20 protein-coding genes are annotated in these 19,800 nt (G+C 28.9%); all 20 read right to left on the reverse strand.

Features of this window, described 5'->3' with window-relative positions:
* Positions 1-7: 7 nt before the first annotated feature.
* The gene (locus FLAPXU55_RS20485; RefSeq protein ID WP_180860901.1) at positions 8-955 is read right to left on the reverse strand and encodes a glycosyltransferase family 2 protein; all 948 of its coding nucleotides are present in this window, start codon (positions 953-955) and stop codon (positions 8-10) included.
* Entirely contained in the window at positions 952-1,839 is an 888-nt protein-coding gene (locus tag FLAPXU55_RS20490) for an FkbM family methyltransferase (RefSeq protein ID WP_180860904.1), read from the reverse strand. The genes FLAPXU55_RS20485 and FLAPXU55_RS20490 overlap by 4 nt, the downstream gene beginning before the upstream one ends.
* Positions 1,836-2,684 carry a glycosyltransferase family 2 protein gene (locus FLAPXU55_RS20495; RefSeq protein WP_180860907.1) on the reverse strand — a complete coding sequence of 283 codons (849 nt, stop codon included), beginning with the start codon at positions 2,682-2,684 and terminating at the stop codon, positions 1,836-1,838. Before FLAPXU55_RS20495 ends, FLAPXU55_RS20490 begins: the two co-directional genes overlap by 4 nt.
* 21 nt (positions 2,685-2,705) lie before the next feature.
* On the reverse strand, positions 2,706-3,554 hold the full coding sequence (locus FLAPXU55_RS20500; RefSeq protein WP_180860910.1) for a glycosyltransferase family 2 protein: 849 nt from the start codon (positions 3,552-3,554) through the stop codon (positions 2,706-2,708).
* Positions 3,555-3,558: 4 nt separating this feature from the next.
* Positions 3,559-4,482, reverse strand: coding sequence for a glycosyltransferase family 2 protein (locus tag FLAPXU55_RS20505; RefSeq protein ID WP_180860913.1), 924 nt, complete (start codon positions 4,480-4,482; stop codon positions 3,559-3,561).
* 8 nt (positions 4,483-4,490) lie between these two features.
* A complete protein-coding gene (locus FLAPXU55_RS20510) occupies positions 4,491-5,324 on the reverse strand; it encodes a glycosyltransferase (RefSeq protein WP_180860916.1) in 834 nt (277 codons plus the stop codon).
* 1 nt (position 5,325) lies between these two features.
* Complete coding sequence (locus tag FLAPXU55_RS20515) at positions 5,326-6,300, reverse strand: glycosyltransferase family 2 protein (protein WP_180860919.1); 975 nt, start codon at positions 6,298-6,300, stop codon at positions 5,326-5,328.
* Positions 6,297-7,196: a glycosyltransferase family 2 protein gene (locus FLAPXU55_RS20520; protein WP_180860922.1), complete on the reverse strand. Its 900-nt coding sequence runs from the start codon at positions 7,194-7,196 to the stop codon at positions 6,297-6,299. Before FLAPXU55_RS20520 ends, FLAPXU55_RS20515 begins: the two co-directional genes overlap by 4 nt.
* Positions 7,197-7,217: 21 nt before the next feature.
* Complete coding sequence (locus tag FLAPXU55_RS20525; protein ID WP_180860938.1) at positions 7,218-8,483, reverse strand: ABC transporter ATP-binding protein; 1,266 nt, start codon at positions 8,481-8,483, stop codon at positions 7,218-7,220.
* Between the two features lie 39 nt (positions 8,484-8,522).
* The gene (locus tag FLAPXU55_RS20530; RefSeq protein ID WP_180860940.1) at positions 8,523-9,383 is read right to left on the reverse strand and encodes an ABC transporter permease; all 861 of its coding nucleotides are present in this window, start codon (positions 9,381-9,383) and stop codon (positions 8,523-8,525) included.
* A 151-nt stretch (positions 9,384-9,534) separates the two neighbouring features.
* Complete coding sequence (locus tag FLAPXU55_RS20535) at positions 9,535-11,502, reverse strand: polysaccharide biosynthesis protein (RefSeq protein ID WP_180860942.1); 1,968 nt, start codon at positions 11,500-11,502, stop codon at positions 9,535-9,537.
* Positions 11,503-11,591: 89 nt separating this feature from the next.
* On the reverse strand, positions 11,592-12,476 hold the full coding sequence (gene rfbA, locus FLAPXU55_RS20540) for a glucose-1-phosphate thymidylyltransferase RfbA (RefSeq protein ID WP_180860944.1): 885 nt from the start codon (positions 12,474-12,476) through the stop codon (positions 11,592-11,594).
* Positions 12,477-12,542: 66 nt separating this feature from the next.
* Entirely contained in the window at positions 12,543-13,388 is an 846-nt protein-coding gene (gene rfbD / locus FLAPXU55_RS20545) for a dTDP-4-dehydrorhamnose reductase (protein WP_180860946.1), read from the reverse strand.
* A complete protein-coding gene (gene rfbC, locus FLAPXU55_RS20550) occupies positions 13,388-13,936 on the reverse strand; it encodes a dTDP-4-dehydrorhamnose 3,5-epimerase (RefSeq protein ID WP_180860948.1) in 549 nt (182 codons plus the stop codon). Before rfbC ends, rfbD begins: the two co-directional genes overlap by 1 nt.
* Positions 13,937-13,940: 4 nt before the next feature.
* Positions 13,941-15,089: a DegT/DnrJ/EryC1/StrS family aminotransferase gene (locus FLAPXU55_RS20555; RefSeq protein WP_180860950.1), complete on the reverse strand. Its 1,149-nt coding sequence runs from the start codon at positions 15,087-15,089 to the stop codon at positions 13,941-13,943.
* A complete protein-coding gene (locus FLAPXU55_RS20560; protein WP_180860952.1) occupies positions 15,082-15,702 on the reverse strand; it encodes an acetyltransferase in 621 nt (206 codons plus the stop codon). The genes FLAPXU55_RS20555 and FLAPXU55_RS20560 overlap by 8 nt, the downstream gene beginning before the upstream one ends.
* Positions 15,689-16,294: a sugar transferase gene (locus tag FLAPXU55_RS20565; RefSeq protein WP_180860955.1), complete on the reverse strand. Its 606-nt coding sequence runs from the start codon at positions 16,292-16,294 to the stop codon at positions 15,689-15,691. The genes FLAPXU55_RS20560 and FLAPXU55_RS20565 overlap by 14 nt, the downstream gene beginning before the upstream one ends.
* Positions 16,282-17,469: a glycosyltransferase family 4 protein gene (locus FLAPXU55_RS20570; protein ID WP_235992119.1), complete on the reverse strand. Its 1,188-nt coding sequence runs from the start codon at positions 17,467-17,469 to the stop codon at positions 16,282-16,284. The genes FLAPXU55_RS20565 and FLAPXU55_RS20570 overlap by 13 nt, the downstream gene beginning before the upstream one ends.
* Positions 17,470-17,565: 96 nt before the next feature.
* Entirely contained in the window at positions 17,566-18,693 is a 1,128-nt protein-coding gene (locus FLAPXU55_RS20575) for a right-handed parallel beta-helix repeat-containing protein (protein ID WP_180860958.1), read from the reverse strand.
* On the reverse strand, positions 18,690-19,766 hold the full coding sequence (locus FLAPXU55_RS20580) for a glycosyltransferase (RefSeq protein ID WP_180860961.1): 1,077 nt from the start codon (positions 19,764-19,766) through the stop codon (positions 18,690-18,692). Before FLAPXU55_RS20580 ends, FLAPXU55_RS20575 begins: the two co-directional genes overlap by 4 nt.
* Positions 19,767-19,800: the final 34 nt, after the last annotated feature.

Below are 19,800 nucleotides of genomic sequence, written 5' to 3' on the forward strand. Positions count from 1 at the left end.
TTTATTTTTACTTAAAAAACACATAACCTTTGTTACAAACTTTATAAACCAGAAAACCTAAACTAACTTTAATCAACTCTCTAAAATTGTAAAAATTCAAAAAATGAATTTTAGCTAACCGAGAGTATATGTAAAAAGAATAATCTTTGTTAGATCTTAATGAGTTATAAATTTCTGTTTTATAATACTTTACAGCATAACCAAGTAGTGGTTTATAAGGTGTAATTTTATTTATCCTGATCAGCTTTAAATGTTTTTCTAAAGCATTTAAAACCGAAATTATTTCTTTTTTATTTCCTTTTTTTATTTCTTGCGATAATGAATCGTTATGTAAACGATAAAGAATTGTTGGCTTTTCATTATAACGAATGATTGGTTTTTTATACAACATTCTCATATTAAAATCCCAGTCGTCTACATTTGATATATTTTCATCAAAGAGATACTCTTGTTTATTTAAAAATTTTCTCTCCCATAAAGGCCCTGATACATAAAGTGCAACTTTAGCAATAAAATAGTCATGAATTAAATCTGCCGAAAAAATATTACTTTTTTTAATTTCTTTTTTTTGATCAAAATCATAAAGAACAAGCGGTGATAGTATAACATTTGAATAGCCTTTCATCAATTTTGATTCAATGTCCATGCTGTCGATATACATCAAATCATCACTATCGAGCCATTTTACCCATTCTCCATTACTAAGACTAAAACCATAATTTCTACAGGAGTTAGCTCCCTTAATCATAGTCTCAGGCCTTTTATAAAATTGAAAACGATTATCTCTTTTTATATATTCGCTAATAATATTTTCTGTATTATCATCCGACCCATCGTCGACAATAATACATTCCCAATTTTTATATGTTTGAACTAAAATGCTATCTAAAGTTTCCTTTATTAATGATTCACGATTATAAACCGGTATAATTATCGAAATTAATGGTGGATTCATATTTTGTTTTTATAGGCGTATATCATTCCTGTATTATGAGATAAGTTTTGAGAGAAATAACCAAATCCATTTTCTTCTAAAACTTTATTTATAGGCTTACTTCCTTTATCATGCCATTCTAAAAGAAAACAATCAATATTTTGAATACAATTCGATTGCTCTAAATCCTCAAAAATTTCATATTCAGCCCCTTCACAATCCATTTTCACTACAATTTTACTAAATGGGTTTTCTTTCTTTATTCTCTCGATTTCAGATGAAGCATTTTTAATTAAAACCTCTTTCTCTACAACTTGTGAAGAGTCAAAACTTGAACTCATTTTTCCTCTTACTCCCGTATTACCTTTTACATTTTTATTAAAAAGAAAAACTTCTTTTCTTTCATTTTTACCTAAACCATAATTTTTAAAATCGCTTACTTTTAATATATCTTTATTTAAAGTAAAGTTTAACAAAGCTTGTTTATAAGTATCCTCAACCGGCTCAAATGCATAAATTTTCTCAATATTATTAATTCTTGAGAAGAACAAAGATGCTATCCCGATATTAGTTCCAATATCAATTAAGACTATTTTTTCATTGAAAAAAAAGTTATAATCCATTTTCACAAATATTTCATTAACAATCAATATTTCTTCAAAAGTTTCCACATAAATCTTTAAGTTTTCGAACTCTAATAATATTCCATCTTTATAATCTATGAGTTTTAAATCATCGTAAAGTCCGTTTAAACTTTGAATAAAAGGAAATCCTTTTACCGCTAATTGTAAACCTTTTTCAATATTAAATTTGGACAAAAATAAAAGTCTTCTTTTTTGGTCTTTTTTTTTGTTTTCAATTCTGTAACCTAATTTCGTAAACAATTTATAAATAGTTTTTTTCATCTTAAAATTACTTTTTTTAGAAGTCGTAAAGGCCTTAAAATTATATTTCCAATTCTATAATCGATAGATTCTAATCTTTTAATTTCATTAGTTTTATATCTTAATGTTCTTTTTTGCAAAAATGCTATTGTTTTATCAAAATCTTTTATATACAAATCTTTATGTTTATTTAATACATACTGATAATTTTCTTCTTCGTATAAAAGATTTGTGGTTTGAAGCATTGAGGTTTCTTTTTTTCTATAATTAAAAAGAAATTCCTTTATTATGTGTACTTGCCAGCTTTGTTTCGTAACAGAGATCCAAAATTCCCAATCCTCGTATCCTTTTTTCATATTTTCATCAAAGCCGTTAGCATCAAGCCAGCATTGTTTTCTAAATAGGGAACTAGCCATCGTATTGTTACAAAATAAAAAATTTTCGATATTGCCTCCTTCCGGACAGGTTTTATGGATTACTTTACCCTTCTCTACAAAATAGTTTGAAAAACAGCCTACAACACCAACCATTGATTGCTGATTTAAAATCGATGATGCTTTTTCGATAAAAGTATTTTCAAAAATATCATCTGCATCTAAAGCTGCAATATACTCTCCATTTGCGTTTACAATTCCTGTATTTCGAGCTGCGCTTAACCCTTTATTTTCTTGAGTAATTAATTTTACTTTTTTATGGTTATTGATAGTAGCCAAAACTTTTTTTGTAGCTTCATTTGAACCATCATCCACAATAATAACTTCAATATTTTCGTAAGATTGATTTAAAGCTGAATTGACACTTTCTTGAATATAATCTTTGTCATTATAACAAGGTATAACAATTGAAACTAATTTGGTATTTTTCACTTTTTCTATTTAATGTTGAAATTAGAATAAAAGATTTTTAATAAACCTCAAGGGCATTAAGATTATTTTCCCTAATTTATAGTCGGTTGTTTTTCGAAGATTATGCGAACTTAATTCTAAAACTTCCATTTGCGAAAAAAGATTATCGATCATTAATTCATGATATGTATTCCATAAATCTTTATGTTTTGTATATATATATTTCCATAATTCATATTTATGCAATTTATCAGCCTGAGAATTTCTTGATTGTATCTTTTTTCTATAGTTAAATAAATATTCCTCCAATATTACAATTTCCCATCCAGCTTTTACTACCGAGATATTAAATTCCCAATCTTCATAACCCTTCCTCATGTTTTCATCGTAACCTTTTGCATCTGCCCAGCATTGTTTTCTAAAAAGAACACTTCCTGCTGAAGCTCCATTTCCTAAAATTAATATTTTCAAATCTCCGCCTTCTGGTTTAAATTTTTCTATAATACCTTTTTCAGTAAAAACCTTTATCCAACAACTTACTAAACCTACTTTATTATAAATGCTAAGAACATTTAACGCTTTTGAAATGAAATCAGCATCAAAATAATCGTCGGCATCTAAAGTTAAAATATAATCTCCTTTAGCATTCTTTATTCCTGTGTTTCTGGCTGCACTAGGTCCTGAATTCTCTTGATATACAATTGTTATGTTTTCCTGTTTTATCTCTTTCAGAACGTTTTGTGTAATGGTATCTGAACCATCATCTACAATAATAATCTCAACATTTTTATGTGTTTGGTTATTAATTGAATTTATTGCTTCATGAATATATTTATAATCATTATAACAAGGTATAACTACAGATACTAGAAAATTAAAATTTGATTCCATACTTTTAAGCTAAATATTTCTTCCCCGTTTCTCTGTTTTTTAAAACGCTTAACTTAATACTTTTTCTGTCTATTAGTTTATATTTAGTTTTGTTAATTTGATATTCACTAAAATTTAATTTTAATAAACTAACTATTGCTTCTTTAAAAAAATACCTTCTAATTTTACTAATTCTTGTATGATCTTCAGAATTTACATTCCCATATTGTATTCTAATTCTGTTCAAGAATTTATTATAATATTTTTTAGATCCTTTAGAAAAATTAACTGTATAATTATTATCACTATCGTGCTTAATAATTGTTTTAGGCGTAATGCCTATTTTTAAATTATGATATAATACCCGCTGGCAAAAATTATCATCTTCGCCATACAGAAAGAACATTGGATCAAATCCTCCTACAATTTCAAAAGTTTTTTTAGGCATAAACCACGCAGCGGCGTTTATCATTTCGACCTCATAAATCTCTTTCATTTCTTTATTTAAAATAGAATCAGAAATCAAATCTTTTCCTTGACGATTTATATAATATAAAAAACTCATATCTAATAAATCACCATTCCCATCTGAATGTATTGGACTTATTATCCCAAAGTTTAAATTTCTACTTGAAACTTCTAATAGTTTTTCAACAGTATCTTTTTCTATAACTGTATCTTGATTTAATAAAAAAATGAAATCACTATTTAACTCAAGTGCTAGCGAAATACCTAAATTATTAGCCCGCCCAAATCCTAAATTTTCTTTAGATTCAATGAGTTTGATTTTTTGAGAATAATTACTTTTCAAAAAATCTTTTGTATTATCTGTACTACAATTATCAACAACTATAATTTCTGGCAATATGGTACTTTCCAGAATAGAATCTATACAACCTTCGATCCATTTCATACCGTTGAAAGTAACAATAACTAAGCTTATTTTCATTTTTTAATTTAAATTAATCTACTAAGAATATCCTTTCCTAACATAAAATTTACTTTTATTGAGATGCTAAATTTAAAAACCGATAGGAGATAGATTAAACCTTTCTTTTTGCCTAATATATATATACAATGATCTATATATTTCTTTCCAGCAAATATTTCCTGCTCTGAAGTGGAATTATTATTTCTTAAACTCTTTTGATATTTGTTATGAAATGACATTATCGAGAAAAACCAATCTTTATTTAATGTACCTATAGAAAAATGTTCTATTAAAATTTTCTTTGTTACTCCAATTTTTTTTCCTTTTGTTTTAACATTACAAGATAAGCTAAGATCATAATTATGAAAACCTGTCAAGTCAGTATCAAATAGAAAATTATTATCACGTTTTAAAGCCATGAAAACTCCATCAATTACTAAAACTTCTTGCAAATTATCATTTGTAAATCCAAAGAATTGTTTTTCAACTTTACCTTTTTCATGTTGAATGATATTGACTACTTTATACTTGTTTTCACAATCCCACCATCCTGTTGGGTATTGCGTTTTAACTTTGGCGCCGGCAATTCCGATAAGAGCAAAATTAGGGTTTTCTTTAAACTCAGATTCTAATATTTTCCCCCATTCTTTAGTATGAAATAAAATGTCATCATGAATAAAGCATAATAAATCTCCTTTACTCTTTTGAATTCCTAAGTTATAAGCTTCAAAAATAGAATAACTAGATTCTGAATTGTCTATCAATATTAATTCATATTGATTTCCAATTGTATCACTTATGTTTTGGGTAAATTCTTCAGAAAGAACTTTTGTACGGCTGCAGATAATTAAAGAAATCATTTTAGAAAAAATTAATAATATTCTTAAACCGTTTACGAAAGGGATATTTTTTTATAAATAAGTCAAAGATTCCAAGTAAAATTAAAATTGCTTTCCACTTTTTTTTATTATTGAACAAAAGCAAAGCTTTATCATACTTAAGTAACTTACTTATCTTTTGATTTTGCTTAATAATTTGTTCTTTGTTAGCCAAAGTATTTAGTTGTAAATAGTTAGCTATTACTTCTCGCATTTGAAGATCTATATCGATAAGTGATGCTTTTTTTTCAGATTTTGAAACAAGTGCTATGACACTATTATGATGATACCTAAAATTATTAATCGATTCTGCTATAAATGAAATTTTTTGTTTGATAATTGCTTGAAAATATATTACCCAATCTCCACAATATTTAAGTGCGGGTGTATTAATTAACTGATCTGAAATTTCTAAGTTTTCTTTTCGAAATAGAACAGCACTAGCATTTGGAATTACATTTTTATTTATCAAATATTTTTCGATAAATAAATTACCATCCATAACAAAATTTTGGGTAAACTGTTCCGTATCTAAATCATCAGTATATGTTTTCCAATTTCCAATAATTTCATCATGTACATCTACTCTGTTAGATTGACAATATGACAAAGTAATCTGATTATTCAACAATAACGGTTTACTGACCGATTCTAAAAAATTTGGATCACAGAAATCATCAGATTCTGCAATCCATATAAATTCACCTTTTGCAAGTGCTATCCCCTTTTTCCATTGTATAAAAGTATTTCCTGAATTTATTTCATTAAAAACACAATGACTTACATATTCATTTTTTGAATACTTTAGAAGAATTTCTTTGCTGTTATCTGTACTGCAATCATCTAAAAGAATTACTTCAAAGTTACTATATGTTTGATTAAATATGCTTTCTAATCTTTTTTCAAGAAAATTTGCATGATTATAATTGGGTAAGATAACAGAAATAAGAGGATTCATTTTTTAGTTATTTTCTTTTTCAATCTTCTCACTATTATATATATCAATTTTCTTGTAGAATAATTCCTTACTGCATTTTTCTCAACACATAACACTGGAGCATACCTATTCATTATATCATGCAATGCCTGATATATTTCTCTTTCATATTTAAAATTGTAATATTCATTTATTCTATGATATAAATCTGCTCTATAGTGTATCATTCTAAAATCTTTGTGTGTTATGGAAACTCCCAACCCAAAAACTCTATAAACACTCATTACTTCTTTAAAAAGAAAAAATTTGCCAAATTGAAATAGATAAGATGCGAGCGCAATATCTCCACTTTTAACATTTAAAAATTCTTGAGGAAAAACATTATTCTCTTCAAAAAAAACATTCCTGAAAACAATTGATGCCGTTGGAATATTCCAATGATACAATAATCCATATAGATTATATTCATAATCAATCATTTTAAGTTCTTGATCAACAAATTTATTGCTGCCGTTTTCAAGTGTAAGAAATTGACAACGATGAAAACACATTACATAATCTGTATTTGCTTCTAAAAAATCGATTTGTTTTTTTAATTTCAAAGGATCAGTCCAATAATCATCTCCTTCACAAATTGCAATAAACTCCCCCTTACTGGCTTGTAATACAAACTGAGAGTTTAACATCATGCCAATATTTGACTCATGTTTTATATAGTTTATCCAATTGCCTCGAGGATGGTTTTCTATAATTGAATTTACAATCTCATGTGTTCTATCAGGTGAGGCATCATTAGAAATAATTAATTCAACCTGAAAGTCAACTTCTTGCATTAAGACACCATTTATTGCTTCTTCAATAAATTTTTCGTGACCGTAAGTTATCATGCATACGCTGACTTTTATACTTTTTGACATTGTCGTATTTCTATTTAAATATTATTGTATTTTCCATTCAAACTGTGGTCTTATATATCCCGGTTCTCTACCCATATAAGTTCCTAATTCTCTACCAGCATCTACTACTGTGAAAGCGACAACATCACTCTCAATAAAAATTGGTTGTTTTGAATCTTCAACAATAAAAAGAGATAAAAAGTACTGTCCCGATTGAAAAAAAGATATTGGAAAATTACAAGTTATATCATTTATACCATTCTTTAAAGAAAATGATCCTGCATTAGAAAATGAAAACATAGCTTCTCCCATTTCATTATTTAAATGATAAGTTATATGATATCTTTCAGGGTCGTTTATTTTTATATTTAGCTTAGTATTAAGAATAATTAATTCATTTTCACGCAATACATCATCAGAATTTCTTCCATAGTTTTTTAAAGAAATTTCGATTAATTTAAAAACCGGAAAATCATATTCATTACCAAATGTTCTCGAATTCATTGTTTCAGCATTTCCTCCAAGATAATAACTTACAGCATTTTCTATCTCCCCTTCAAAAGCTACTTTTCCATGTTCCAAAATAATTCCTCTTGTACACAAACTCTTTACTGCAGCCATATTATGACTAACAAATAAAACCGTTCGTCCTTCTCCTTTAGAAATGTCCTGCATTTTACCAATTGCCTTTTTTTGAAACTCGGCATCACCAACAGCTAAAACCTCATCAATAACTAAAATTTCTGGCTCAAGAAATGCAGCAACTGCAAATGCAAGGCGTACAGTCATTCCGCTACTATATCTTTTTACTGGAGTATCTATATATCTTTCACATCCTGAAAACTCTATTATAGCATCAAGTTTAGAAGCGATTTCTTTTTTTGTCATTCCAAGGATTGCGCCGTTTAAAAAGATATTTTCACGACCAGTCATTTCACCATTAAAACCGGTTCCTACTTCTAGTAATGAGGCAATTCTACCTCGAGATTTTATACTTCCGGTTGTTGGGGCAGTTACTTTGGAAAGTATTTTTAATAAAGTTGATTTTCCTGCTCCATTTTTACCAATGATTCCTAAAACCTCACCACGTTTTACTTCGAAATTAATATCTTGTAAAGCCCAAACATATTCTGAGTTTCCTTTTGTAGTGCGGTCATTTGTATCACCAATTTTCAGATATGGATTTTCTTTACCACGAATTTGATGCCACCATCTATTTAAATCGTGCGTTAATGTACCTGTTCCTACTTCTCCTAAACGATATTGTTTAGAAATATTTTCGGCTCTTAAAATAATATCTTTTTCCAAATTATAATGCAAATTATATATATGCTTGAAAATATAAATCTAAACTGTATCGATAAAGCTTTTTTCTGTCTTGTTAAAAATTAAAAGACCAAGAAAAAAAATAACAACAGTAATAGTTAATGTATAACTTAATCCTAATACTGAAATTTCTCCAACCTCTAGAAGCATATAGCGTGTCGACTCGATAATATAAGCTAGTGGATTATATTCTACAATCCATCCATAATTAGGCAATTTTGCTTTAACAAGTTCCATTGGGTACATTACTGCTGATAAGTACATCAGTAATTGGATTCCAAATGCTACTAAATAACTAAAATCACGGTATTTTGTTACCATTGAAGAAATAAGCATACCTAGTCCTAGTCCTAAAACCCCCATAATTACAATCAATAATGGAAAAAGAAACAATGAACTATTTAAAGTTAAAGTAGAGCCTGTGAAATAATAAAAAATATAGAATACAATAAAAATTACGAGTTGAATCCCCAACTTAATCAAATTCGAAATTACAACTGAAAGAGGTGTTATTATTCTCGGAAAATAAACTTTTCCAAATATACTTGCATTAGCCTTAAATGTATCAGAGGTTCCATTTAAACAAGCAGTAAAATAATTCCAAACAGTTATCCCTGCTAAATTAAATAAGAATGGAGGAATCGAACCTGTGTTAATGCCTGCTACATTATTAAATATTATTGTAAAGGTTATTGAAGTGAATAGTGGCTGAATCAAGTACCAAAGTGGACCTAATACCGTTTGCTTATATACAGTAATTACATCTCTTTTAACAAAAAGAAAAAGTAAATCTCTGTATTGCCATACCTCTTTAAAGTTTAGAGAAAAGAACTTGTTTTTTGGCGTTATTTCGAACAACCAATCATTAGGATTATTATTCATTTATATTCTATATAATCAATTTTTAATAATACATATAAGAGTTCTTCAACTCTTAATTTAACAAGATTTTTAGCCTTTTATTATTTAATTAAAAAGGAAAAAGGCGTTTTAAAAAAACACCTTTTTAATATATCTATCGAATTTGTCTGAATTATTTATCAAGAACTTCAAAAGCAGAATTCATACTTTTAAATTCAGGAACAATTTTTTTCATTTTTGCAACTATATCTTCGTTATCATAAAAATCTGCAATTCCAATTAATTCATCTATATCTGTATGCAGGTTTTCATATTCATCCTGTATTTCCTGAGCAATCATAATTTTATTATGATAGGTTGGTAACGTTTTAGAAGTATCATTTAATAATTCTTCATATAATTTTTCACCAGGTCGCAATCCAACTATTTTTATTTTGATTTCCTTGTCTGGTATAAATCCAGCAAGTTTAATCATTTTTTTAGCTAAATCGATAATTCTTACCGGTTTACCCATATCAAAAATATAGATCTCCCCACCATTACCCATTGCACCAGCTTCTAAAACTAATTGACAAGCCTCTGGAATAGTCATAAAATATCGAATAATATCCTGATGCGTAATTGTTACTGGACCTCCTTCTGCAATTTGTTTAGTAAACAAAGGAACAACAGAACCGTTAGATCCTAAAACATTACCAAAACGTGTAGTAATAAACTTTGTAACTCCAGGTATATTCTCTTTTTGATTTTTCAAATATAAAGACTGAACATATTTCTCTGCTATTCGCTTGCTGGCTCCCATAACATTGCTCGGATTCACAGCTTTATCGGTCGAAACCATCACGAATTTTTTGACATGATATTTACATGCTAAATCAGCTAAATTTTTGGTTCCTTTGATATTAGTCAAAATAGCTTGTGATGGATTTTCTTCCATCAACGGAACATGCTTATAAGCAGCAGCGTGAAAAACAACATGCGGATTATAATTTTTAAATACTTTCTCTAATGCTTTTTTACTTTTTACATCTGTGATAACTGCCACAATTTTTGCAGTCGTATCCATGCTTAATGTTTCTAAGCAAAGATTATGTAAAGGAGTTTCTGCGTGATCTAAAATAATAACTGTCTTTGGATTAAATCCCAGAACCTGTCTTACTATCTCACTACCAATTGACCCGGCAGCTCCAGTAATAAGGATAGTTTTATCTTTCAATTGTTTAGAAATCGACTTACTGTCTAAAACTATAGGTTTTCTTTCTAATAAATCTTCAATCTGAATATTTTTTACTTTTTGAGAAATTTCTTTTTGATTTTCCCAATCTGAAATTAAAGGAACTGTATAAACTCTATAGTTGAATTCAAGACATTGATCAACAATGATTAACTGTTCATCTTTTGACAAACTTTTATCAGCAATAATAACTCCTTCTGCAGCAACAGAACGCATTAAAGCCGGAAGTTTTTTTCTTAAAATCAAAATAGGAAGATCCAGCATCCTCTTCGATGCATTTTGATTATTTTTATCTACAAAACCAACAATTTTAAATCGAGACGGAGTTTCAAACTTTAATGCATTTGCAACAGAAATGGCGTTTGCATCAGTTCCATAAATTACAGTTCTTATTAGTTTTGAATTTGTTTTTTCTGAAAAATATAATTCGAAAGTTTGCTTTACAATTACACGATATAAGAACAAACCGCAGAAAGACAACACTAAATTTATAAATAATGCCGTATTTAAAAATGCTTTTTCACCCTCATATAGTTCATAAACTAGATTGACAAACAAAAAAAACACTAAAACTGACATTTGAGAAAACAAAAGTTTTATCGCATCAATATAAGATGAATGTCTTATAATACCTGAATAAGTCCTAAAAAGCCAAAAGAAGAAAACATTAACAATTATTAAACTTGTAACAAAATAAAAATCATGAGAAATAATAATATATCCTAGGGCTGTACCTTCAAACAGCATATAGGTAAATGTAAATGAGAAAATAAGCACCATTACATCTATAGCAACAATAATCCACCTTGGTAAATAACTAAGATTATTAATGTTTGCTCTCAAATTCCTTGGAGAAAAAGAATTGTACAAAAAGGATGCTATTTTAGTTGGTTTATCTGTATCCAATTTTTGATTTAATTAAATTTTTTAACAGACTTTGTCTGTTTTACAAAAATACGAATTAAAGGATTATAAATTTATTAATTTTTTTGAAATTAAATTTTAACCCCAATTTTCTTTTGTTTTAAAAGTTCATTCAAATATTCTCCATAACCGGATTTAACTAATGACAAAGCTAAACTCTTCAATTGTTCATCATTAATAAAGCCTTGTCTCCATGCCACTTCTTCAATGCATCCAACTTTTAAACCTTGTCTTTCCTCAAGAACCTGAACAAAATGCCCCGCTTGCATTAAACTGTTAAAAGTTCCGGTATCAAGCCAAGCTGTTCCTCTTCCTAAGACGCCAACTTTTAAATTCCCTTTTTCTAAATAGATTTTATTCACATCTGTTATTTCATATTCTCCTCTTGGACTTGGCTTTATATTTTTAGCAATTTCAACTACTGTATTATCATAAAAATACAATCCAGGAACGGCAAAATTTGATTTTGGCTTTTCTGGCTTTTCTTCAATACTAATTGCATTTAAATTTCCATCAAATTCAACAACACCGTAACGTTCAGGATCTGAAACATGATATGCAAAAACAACTCCCCCATTAGGTTTAGTGTTAGATCTCAATAATTCCTGCATTGTAGCTCCAAAGAATATATTATCCCCTAAAATTAATGCTACCTCATCGGTTCCAATAAAATCTTCTCCAATAACAAAGGCTTGTGCTAAACCATTTGGAATTACTTGTTCTGCATAACTAAATTTACATCCTAAATTAGAACCATCACCTAATAATTTTTTAAAATTTGGCAGATCATGTGGTGTAGAAATAATTAATATTTCATTAATTCCTACCATCATCAATGTTGACAATGGGTAATAAATCATTGGTTTGTCATAAACAGGCATCATTTGCTTACTGACTGCGAGTGTTAAGGGATGTAAACGTGTCCCGGAACCTCCAGCTAAAATTATTCCTTTCATAATATCTTTGAGTTTTTAGATTTTAAAAATTTATTGCTTAAATGCAACAACAAATCTTAAATTAATCTATATGAACATTTTTTCTAAACTATCTTTATAATTAGGAATATCAACGTTATAAGTTTTTTTTATCTTTATTTTACTTAACAACGAAAATATTGGTCGTTTTGCAGGAGTTGGATAAGATGATGACGGTATTCCATAAACTTTACAATTGTACTTTCCAAACTCTTTTATCGCCAACGCAAATTCATACCATGTTATTTCACCTTCATTTGAATAATTGTAAATTCCTGGTATCCATTTTTCAGATTCAACAATATCAATAATTACCTGCGCTAAATCAGCGGCATAAGTAGGAGATCCTACTTGATCATTAACAACATTAATTTGATCTTTTTCTTGCATTAATCTCTGCATTGTTTTAACAAAATTATTGCCAAATTTGCTATAAACCCAAGAAGTTCTAATTACAATTGAGTTTGGATTTTCTTTAAGACAAGCTACTTCTCCGGCTCTTTTACTTTCACCATAGATATTAATAGGATTTGTTACAGCTTCTTCATTTAAAGGACTTGATGAAGATCCGTCAAACACATAATCTGTCGAAATATGTAGTAATTTCACATTATTACCCTCAGCATATTTAGCGATTGATTCAACTGCTAAATGATTAATTGTAAAAGCTATTTCTTTTTCTGTCTCTGCTTTGTCTACTAATGTGTATGCTGCGCAATTCAGGATAATATCAGGTTTAATTTCATTTAGTTGCACTTTCAGCACGTTAACATCATCAAGTGTAACTTTGCTTCGATCTGCAAAAACCCAATTATACTGTAAATATTGTAACGACAAAACATACAATTCAGAACCCAATTGACCATTCGAACCAGTTACAAGTATCTTCTTCATTAAAATAAACTATTGCATTCCTGAATGAAAGGTAGAGTTTGATCTTTCTCTGAAATAATGGCTTTATTTAAATCTATCACCCAGTCAATATTTAATGACGGATCATCAAATTTAATACCTCCTTCAGAAGCTTTATTGTAAATCTGATCACATTTATACATTACAGAAGCGGTTTCACTTATCACTGAAAAACCATGTGCAAAACCTTGTGGTATTAATAGCTGCTTTTTATTTTCGGCTGATAATAAAACACTGAATGTTTTGCCGTAAGTTAGCGAACCTTTTCTCAAATCAACTACAATATCTACTATTTCGCCTTGTAAAACACGAACTAGTTTTGTTTGAGCAAACGGTGGATTTTGATAATGTAAACCTCTCAAGGTTCCATATCGTGAAAAAGATTGATTATCCTGAATAAAATCAATTTCAACACCTAAGTCTTGAAATTTAGTTTTGCTGTATGATTCAAAAAAATAACCTCTTTCATCTCCTAATATAATAGGTTCTACGATCAGTAAACCTTCAATAAATGTTTTTTCAATTTTCATTTAATTAGAATTTCACATTAAAAAAATCGTCTAAAACTGCCTGTATTCTTTTTCTATCTTCATCACTTAAATTTGATCCAGAAGGCAGACATAACCCATTTTCAAATAATTTTTCAGACACTTTTTTACCATAATATGGATACTGTTCAAAAACAGGCTGCAAATGCATTGGCTTCCAAAGAGGCCTGCTTTCAATATTAGCAGCTTCAAATGCAATTCTTAAATCTTCTCTTGTCTTTCCATTAGTTTTTGCTGAATCTATTGTAATGGCAGACAACCAATGATTTGAAAAATAATCATCATTTGGTTCTGTAAGAACCTCAACTCCTTCAATATTATTAAAGTAATTAGCATAAAAATTATTCATCTTTCTACGAAGTTGTATATGATTGTCTAAAATTTCCATTTGTCCACGACCAATCCCTGCGCAGATATTACTCATTCTGTAATTATATCCAATTTCGCTGTGTTGATAATGAGGTGCATTATCTCTAGCCTGAGTAGAAAGAAAAACTGCTTTTTCTTTTACCTCTGATTTTTTTGTTACAATTGCTCCACCTCCAGACGTTGTAATAATTTTATTTCCATTAAAAGAAAGAACTCCTATTTCGCCAAAAGTTCCACACTTCTTATTTTTAAAATAACTCCCTAATGCTTCTGCACTATCTTCAAGAACAGGAATATTATACTTTGCAGCGATATTATTAATATCATCAACTTTATAAGGCATTCCATAAAGATGAACTGCAATGATTGCTTTTGGTTTTTTTCCTTTCGAGATTCTGTCAATAATAGCATTTTCTAATGAGATTGGACATAAATTCCATGTATCACTTTCGCTATCAACAAAAACAGGAGTTGCTCCTAAGTATATAATTGGATTTGCAGATGCTGAAAAAGTCATACTTTGGCAAATAACTTCATCACCAGCTTTAATACCTAATAGAATTAGCCCTAAATGAATAGCAGCTGTTCCTGAACTTAGTGCGCCTACTTGAACATTTGATCCCAAATATGTTTCTAAATCTTTTTCGAAACCGTTCACATTTGGCCCTAATGGAGCTATCCAATTTGTATCAAAAGCTGCTTGAACATATTTTTCTTCTGTCCCTCCCATATGTGGAGATGACAGCCATATTTTTGAATTATTCATTTTTATGATTATATTTTATTATTTTGCCTGGATTACCAACAACAACAGCAAAATCCGGAATATCATCGATTATTACCGATCCAGCTCCTATCGTTGCCCATTTTCCAATTTTAACACCTTGTATAACGCAAGTACCAATACCAACGTGTGTTCCTTCTCCTATTATAACGTTTCCTGCCAGAGAAACATTGGGAGAAATATGGCAATAGTCTGCTATGTTGCAATCATGGTCAATTATTGAACCCGTATTAATGATACAATGCTTACCTATATTTACAGAAGCATTTATAACGACTCCTGCCATAACAACAGAACCTTTGTCAATTTTTGCACTTTCAGATATGATTGCTTTATTGTGAAATGCAACAGCAAAGTCAGCATTAATGTTTGAAGCAATTTTTTTTCTAGTCCCATTATTTCCTATAGAAATAATAATATTATCTCCTGGTAAGATTTCTGTTTTAGAAAATTCAATTACAGGAATATCCATAAGAAAATTATCTTTTGGATAGTCATCCAAAATTGCTCCAACTTTATTGTTTATGCTTTTTAATATCTCAATAATTACTTTGCAATGACCGCTTGCTCCATATAAATATTTAACACTCTCCATTAAAACGATCTATAGTCGCAACATTTGCTGCATTAATTCCTTCACTTACAATTACTTTTTTAAAAGTTTTCAGAATAATTTTTAAATCTAACAAAAATGATACATTTTCAACATACCAAACATCAAATGTAAATTTATCCTGCCATGAAATTGCATTTCTCCCATTTACTTGTGCCCAACCTGTAATACCTGGTTTGACGTCATGTCGTTGTTTTTGAAATTCGTTATACAATGGTAAATATTCCGGTAGTAATGGACGAGGCCCTATAATACTCATATCACCTTTTAGAACATTTAACAATTGAGGTATCTCGTCTAAAGATGTTTTTCTAACAAATTGACCAATCTTCGTTAATCGTTCTGCATCTGATAATAATTCTCCTTGAGAATCTTTCTTCTCGTTCATGGTTCTAAACTTTATTATTTTAAAAACCTTACCACTTTTCCCTGGACGGTTTTGAAAAAAAAATGGTTTTCCTTGATTTGCAAAACATAAGCCTATTGTTACTATAAAAAAAACTGGACTCAGAATTAGAAAACCAATAAATGCAACTAAAAAATCAAGTGCGGGTTTAAAAACTACTTTGTACATAAATTTTCTAATTTTTTATATTCATCTAAAATAGCATCCCAAATGACTTTTTGATCATAGCGAGATACGATCATTTCTCTAGATTTCTCTTTTAAAGAATTTTTCAATTCTGAATCACTAATCATTCTTTTCATACTATCATATATCGATTGGGCATTTTTTACAGGCACAATTATTCCATTAATTCCGTCTTCAATAATTTCATTACATCCATTTATATCAGAGACAATGGATGGTAAGCCCATAGCACCTGCTTGCATTACAACATTTGGAAATCCCTCTCGATAGCTAGGAAAAACTAAACAATCGCTAATAGCAAAATAAGAACGAACATCTTGCTGGAAACCAACTGAAAGAATTCTTGAATTTTCGTTAATAATCTGAAGAGTATTCACATCCAATGGATCCAATTCTTCTTCAAAAGAACCAACCAGAATTAATTTAGCATTACTATAATCCTTACTAAGTTCATTAAAGGATTTAACCAGTTCATTTATACCTTTATCAGAAACAAGTCTTCCAACAAAAATAAAAACAAAATCCGTTGGAATAATATTTAAATGTTTTGCTAATAAAGTTTTTTGTTCTGATGAAATTAAGTTTGCATCAAAATAATTGGTGTTAATTCCATTTGAACTTCCATTCCCTAAAACTTTTAATTTTGTTTTATCTACAAATTTATTTTCTACTATAAAATCATACAACCCTTTTGAGTTTGGATATACATTTGTAGCAAATCGATAAGTTAATTTTTCTACAAGATTTAATAACTTTCTTTTATTTCCCGTCGCTTCCATTAATGGTAAACCTGCAACAGTATGTAGTCTAAAGGGTACTCCCGCAAACTTTGCAGCAAGCATTGAAATAATACCTGCTTTTGGTGTATGAGAGTGGACTATAAAAGGTTTTTCTTTTTTTAAAATACTATATAATTTATAAAGGGATTTTAAATCTTTTGCAGGCGAAATTTTTCTAGTCATTTCTACCGACAAAACACGAATTCCTTCATCTAAATTAACATCTGACAGTTCTTTTCCAGCAGATGAAATTCCGATTACTTCATAATAAGAAGACATAAATCTACTTTGCCCTTTTAATAAAGTTTTTAATGATAATGGAACAGTCGTAATACGTATTAACTTCTGTTTACTTTTACCTGAAATTATTTGGTTCATTTCTAAGTTTAGGGATATTTTTAACACGATCAAACATTTACCGCACTAAAAAGTGTTTGTGTCTGTATTATTTTTAATTTCTTTAAATCAAATGTTTTAATTCACAGAAATTACTCTTTCACGCAATTGCTTTTTTCTCAGTTCAGTTTCTTTAGTATCCAACTTTCCGTTGGTACTTATCTTCAAATTAGAAAATTTATACTTGGGTATATATTTAAAATCACTGGCCATTAATAATTTATTCTGACTGTCATTCCAATTAGAATTTGTAACATTAATAAACCCGCCAAGCACTTTAATGGATTCTGGATATGAAAGTCTGTTACCTCCCATTAAAAAACTCGTTTTAGAAAAGTAATCAATATGAGAATCAATATTAATCGAAACGTTCTTATGATTTTTTCCAATCATATTCAATAAAATAATTGCGACGCCAGCATCTGCGTTATTGAACGTTTTTATTTTTTTTAAATTTATACTTTCTAAAACATCATCATTAGTATTTGGTTCGATATCAATTCCTGCCATCGGAAGAGTTCCATTAGTATTTGAAAGCACTATATTCGAAATATCTATTTTCTTCCCACTTATAATCGATATTCCATTGCGTCGATTGTTATCAATAATTCCTCCTTTAACAATAATGTTTTCTGACTCTATATCAGAAACTTTACTAATATAAATACCATCTCCCCAACAATTTTTTATTTCTGGGTTATAAATTGAAATATTTTTAGATGAAAGTATATTAATACCCATTCCCCATTCTCCCTTCACACCTGTATGTTCATATCTTTCTCCTATTAATTTAGGATTATATATCTGAACGTTTTCTATATTTTTAAGATCTAAAATGTGATAATTTGAAAGTGAATTTGATTTTAAAATTAATTTTGATTTACTTTTAAATAGTAGTATTGAATTGCTTTTTAATGTTAAACCATTTTCTCCTATTAGGATTGGAAAATTAGGAAATTCAACAAAACTATTTTCATCAATTCCTTTTTGTAAGTAAGTACCATAATCTACAGATCCATCCTGAACATAATTCTTAGGCAGATAATTCTCTAGCTTTGAATATTTAATTTTGCTTTTTGCAACTAATGGAATAGTAGCAATATGAGTTGTTTTAACGTTTCTATATTTAAAATCTAACTCCTTTTTTTGCTGGGAGTTGCATGATACAAAAAACAATAAAACTAATAATAATATTAATTTATTCATTGTACTAATTTATATATTTCAATATATTGATCTATCATTTTATTTATACTAAAATCATTAGATCTTAGTAAGCACTGTCTGGCATTTTTTTGATAAAAATCATTGTCCTCTAGCAATTTCCTTACCAAAATTTCGAGTTCTTTCTCATTTCCTTTTTCAAATAGCAAACCATGGTCTTTAACAATTTCTTTGATTCCGTCAATATTACTTGCTATAACTGGCTTACCAGACGCCATTCCCTCTACAATTGCTAGCCCAAATCCTTCCCATTCTGAAGATAAAATTACAACATCGCTATACTTCAATAATTCTGGAATATCGTATCTGTTACCTAAAAACACTACTCTTTCTTTAATCCCTAATTCTTCTGCTAAAACTTTATTGTTCTCAATCAAAGGCCCATCTCCTACCAAAATCAATTTAACTACTTCCGGAAGCAGTTTCAAACTTCGAATTAAAGTCGCTTGATCTTTTTGTTTACGAAAACTAGATACCTGTATTAACTTAAAATCTTCTTTTTCGAAAAACTTAAAATCTGTAATATTATCCACATTATTAAATTTTTTGGTATCTATACCATTATTAATAACCTGCATGTTTTTATTAAATTTTAGATGTTCCTTCAAGTTATTTTTTACACCTAGAGTTATACAAACAATTTTTTGGAGTTTCTTATAAATAATCTTGTCAACAAATTTAAATAGCACCATATCCCTTCTTCTATTGTTAGTACTATGTTCTGTATAGACTAATTTGACTTTCGAAAAAGAAATACATTTTGCAATTACTACCCAATATAATGTTGGAAATAAGTGTAAGTGTACTACGTCATATTTCTTTAAATAGGGAATAATTTTAAATATTAAAAAAGGGTTATAAATAGATTTAGAGGTAAGTCCTGATACTTTTCCATTGCTATTCTTCTCTAGCTTTTCCCAAAATGGAGTTTTCCTATTGTTTATAGAGAGAACATCCATCTCTATTCCTTTGGCTTGATAAAGAGGGACACTATCAACAATTAACTTTTCTGCTCCCCCAATAGATAGAGATGTAATGATTTGCAATACTTTCACCTGGTAAATTTATTTTCTTTTCTTAAGCTGTGAT

Source organism: Flavobacterium panici, from assembly GCF_903819335.1.
Lineage (GTDB): Bacteria > Bacteroidota > Bacteroidia > Flavobacteriales > Flavobacteriaceae > Flavobacterium > Flavobacterium panici.

Bases quoted from the DNA above. Each gene is read 5' to 3' on its own strand.
- FLAPXU55_RS20565 (WP_180860955.1), bottom strand. From the start codon at position 16,294: ATGTACAAAGTAGTTTTTAAACCCGCACTTGATTTTTTAGTTGCATTT.
- FLAPXU55_RS20530 (WP_180860940.1), bottom strand. From the start codon at position 9,383: ATGAATAATAATCCTAATGATTGGTTGTTCGAAATAACGCCAAAAAAC.
- FLAPXU55_RS20505 (WP_180860913.1), bottom strand. From the start codon at position 4,482: ATGAAAATAAGCTTAGTTATTGTTACTTTCAACGGTATGAAATGGATC.
- rfbA (WP_180860944.1), bottom strand. From the start codon at position 12,476: ATGAAAGGAATAATTTTAGCTGGAGGTTCCGGGACACGTTTACATCCC.
- FLAPXU55_RS20575 (WP_180860958.1), bottom strand. From the start codon at position 18,693: ATGAATAAATTAATATTATTATTAGTTTTATTGTTTTTTGTATCATGC.
- FLAPXU55_RS20490 (WP_180860904.1), bottom strand. From the start codon at position 1,839: ATGAAAAAAACTATTTATAAATTGTTTACGAAATTAGGTTACAGAATT.
- FLAPXU55_RS20500 (WP_180860910.1), bottom strand. From the start codon at position 3,554: ATGGAATCAAATTTTAATTTTCTAGTATCTGTAGTTATACCTTGTTAT.
- FLAPXU55_RS20510 (WP_180860916.1), bottom strand. From the start codon at position 5,324: ATGATTTCTTTAATTATCTGCAGCCGTACAAAAGTTCTTTCTGAAGAA.
- FLAPXU55_RS20560 (WP_180860952.1), bottom strand. From the start codon at position 15,702: ATGGAGAGTGTTAAATATTTATATGGAGCAAGCGGTCATTGCAAAGTA.
- FLAPXU55_RS20555 (WP_180860950.1), bottom strand. From the start codon at position 15,089: ATGAATAATTCAAAAATATGGCTGTCATCTCCACATATGGGAGGGACA.
- rfbD (WP_180860946.1), bottom strand. From the start codon at position 13,388: ATGAAGAAGATACTTGTAACTGGTTCGAATGGTCAATTGGGTTCTGAA.
- FLAPXU55_RS20570 (WP_235992119.1), bottom strand. From the start codon at position 17,469: ATGAACCAAATAATTTCAGGTAAAAGTAAACAGAAGTTAATACGTATT.
- FLAPXU55_RS20485 (WP_180860901.1), bottom strand. From the start codon at position 955: ATGAATCCACCATTAATTTCGATAATTATACCGGTTTATAATCGTGAA.
- rfbC (WP_180860948.1), bottom strand. From the start codon at position 13,936: ATGAAAATTGAAAAAACATTTATTGAAGGTTTACTGATCGTAGAACCT.
- FLAPXU55_RS20515 (WP_180860919.1), bottom strand. From the start codon at position 6,300: ATGAATCCTCTTATTTCTGTTATCTTACCCAATTATAATCATGCAAAT.
- FLAPXU55_RS20520 (WP_180860922.1), bottom strand. From the start codon at position 7,196: ATGTCAAAAAGTATAAAAGTCAGCGTATGCATGATAACTTACGGTCAC.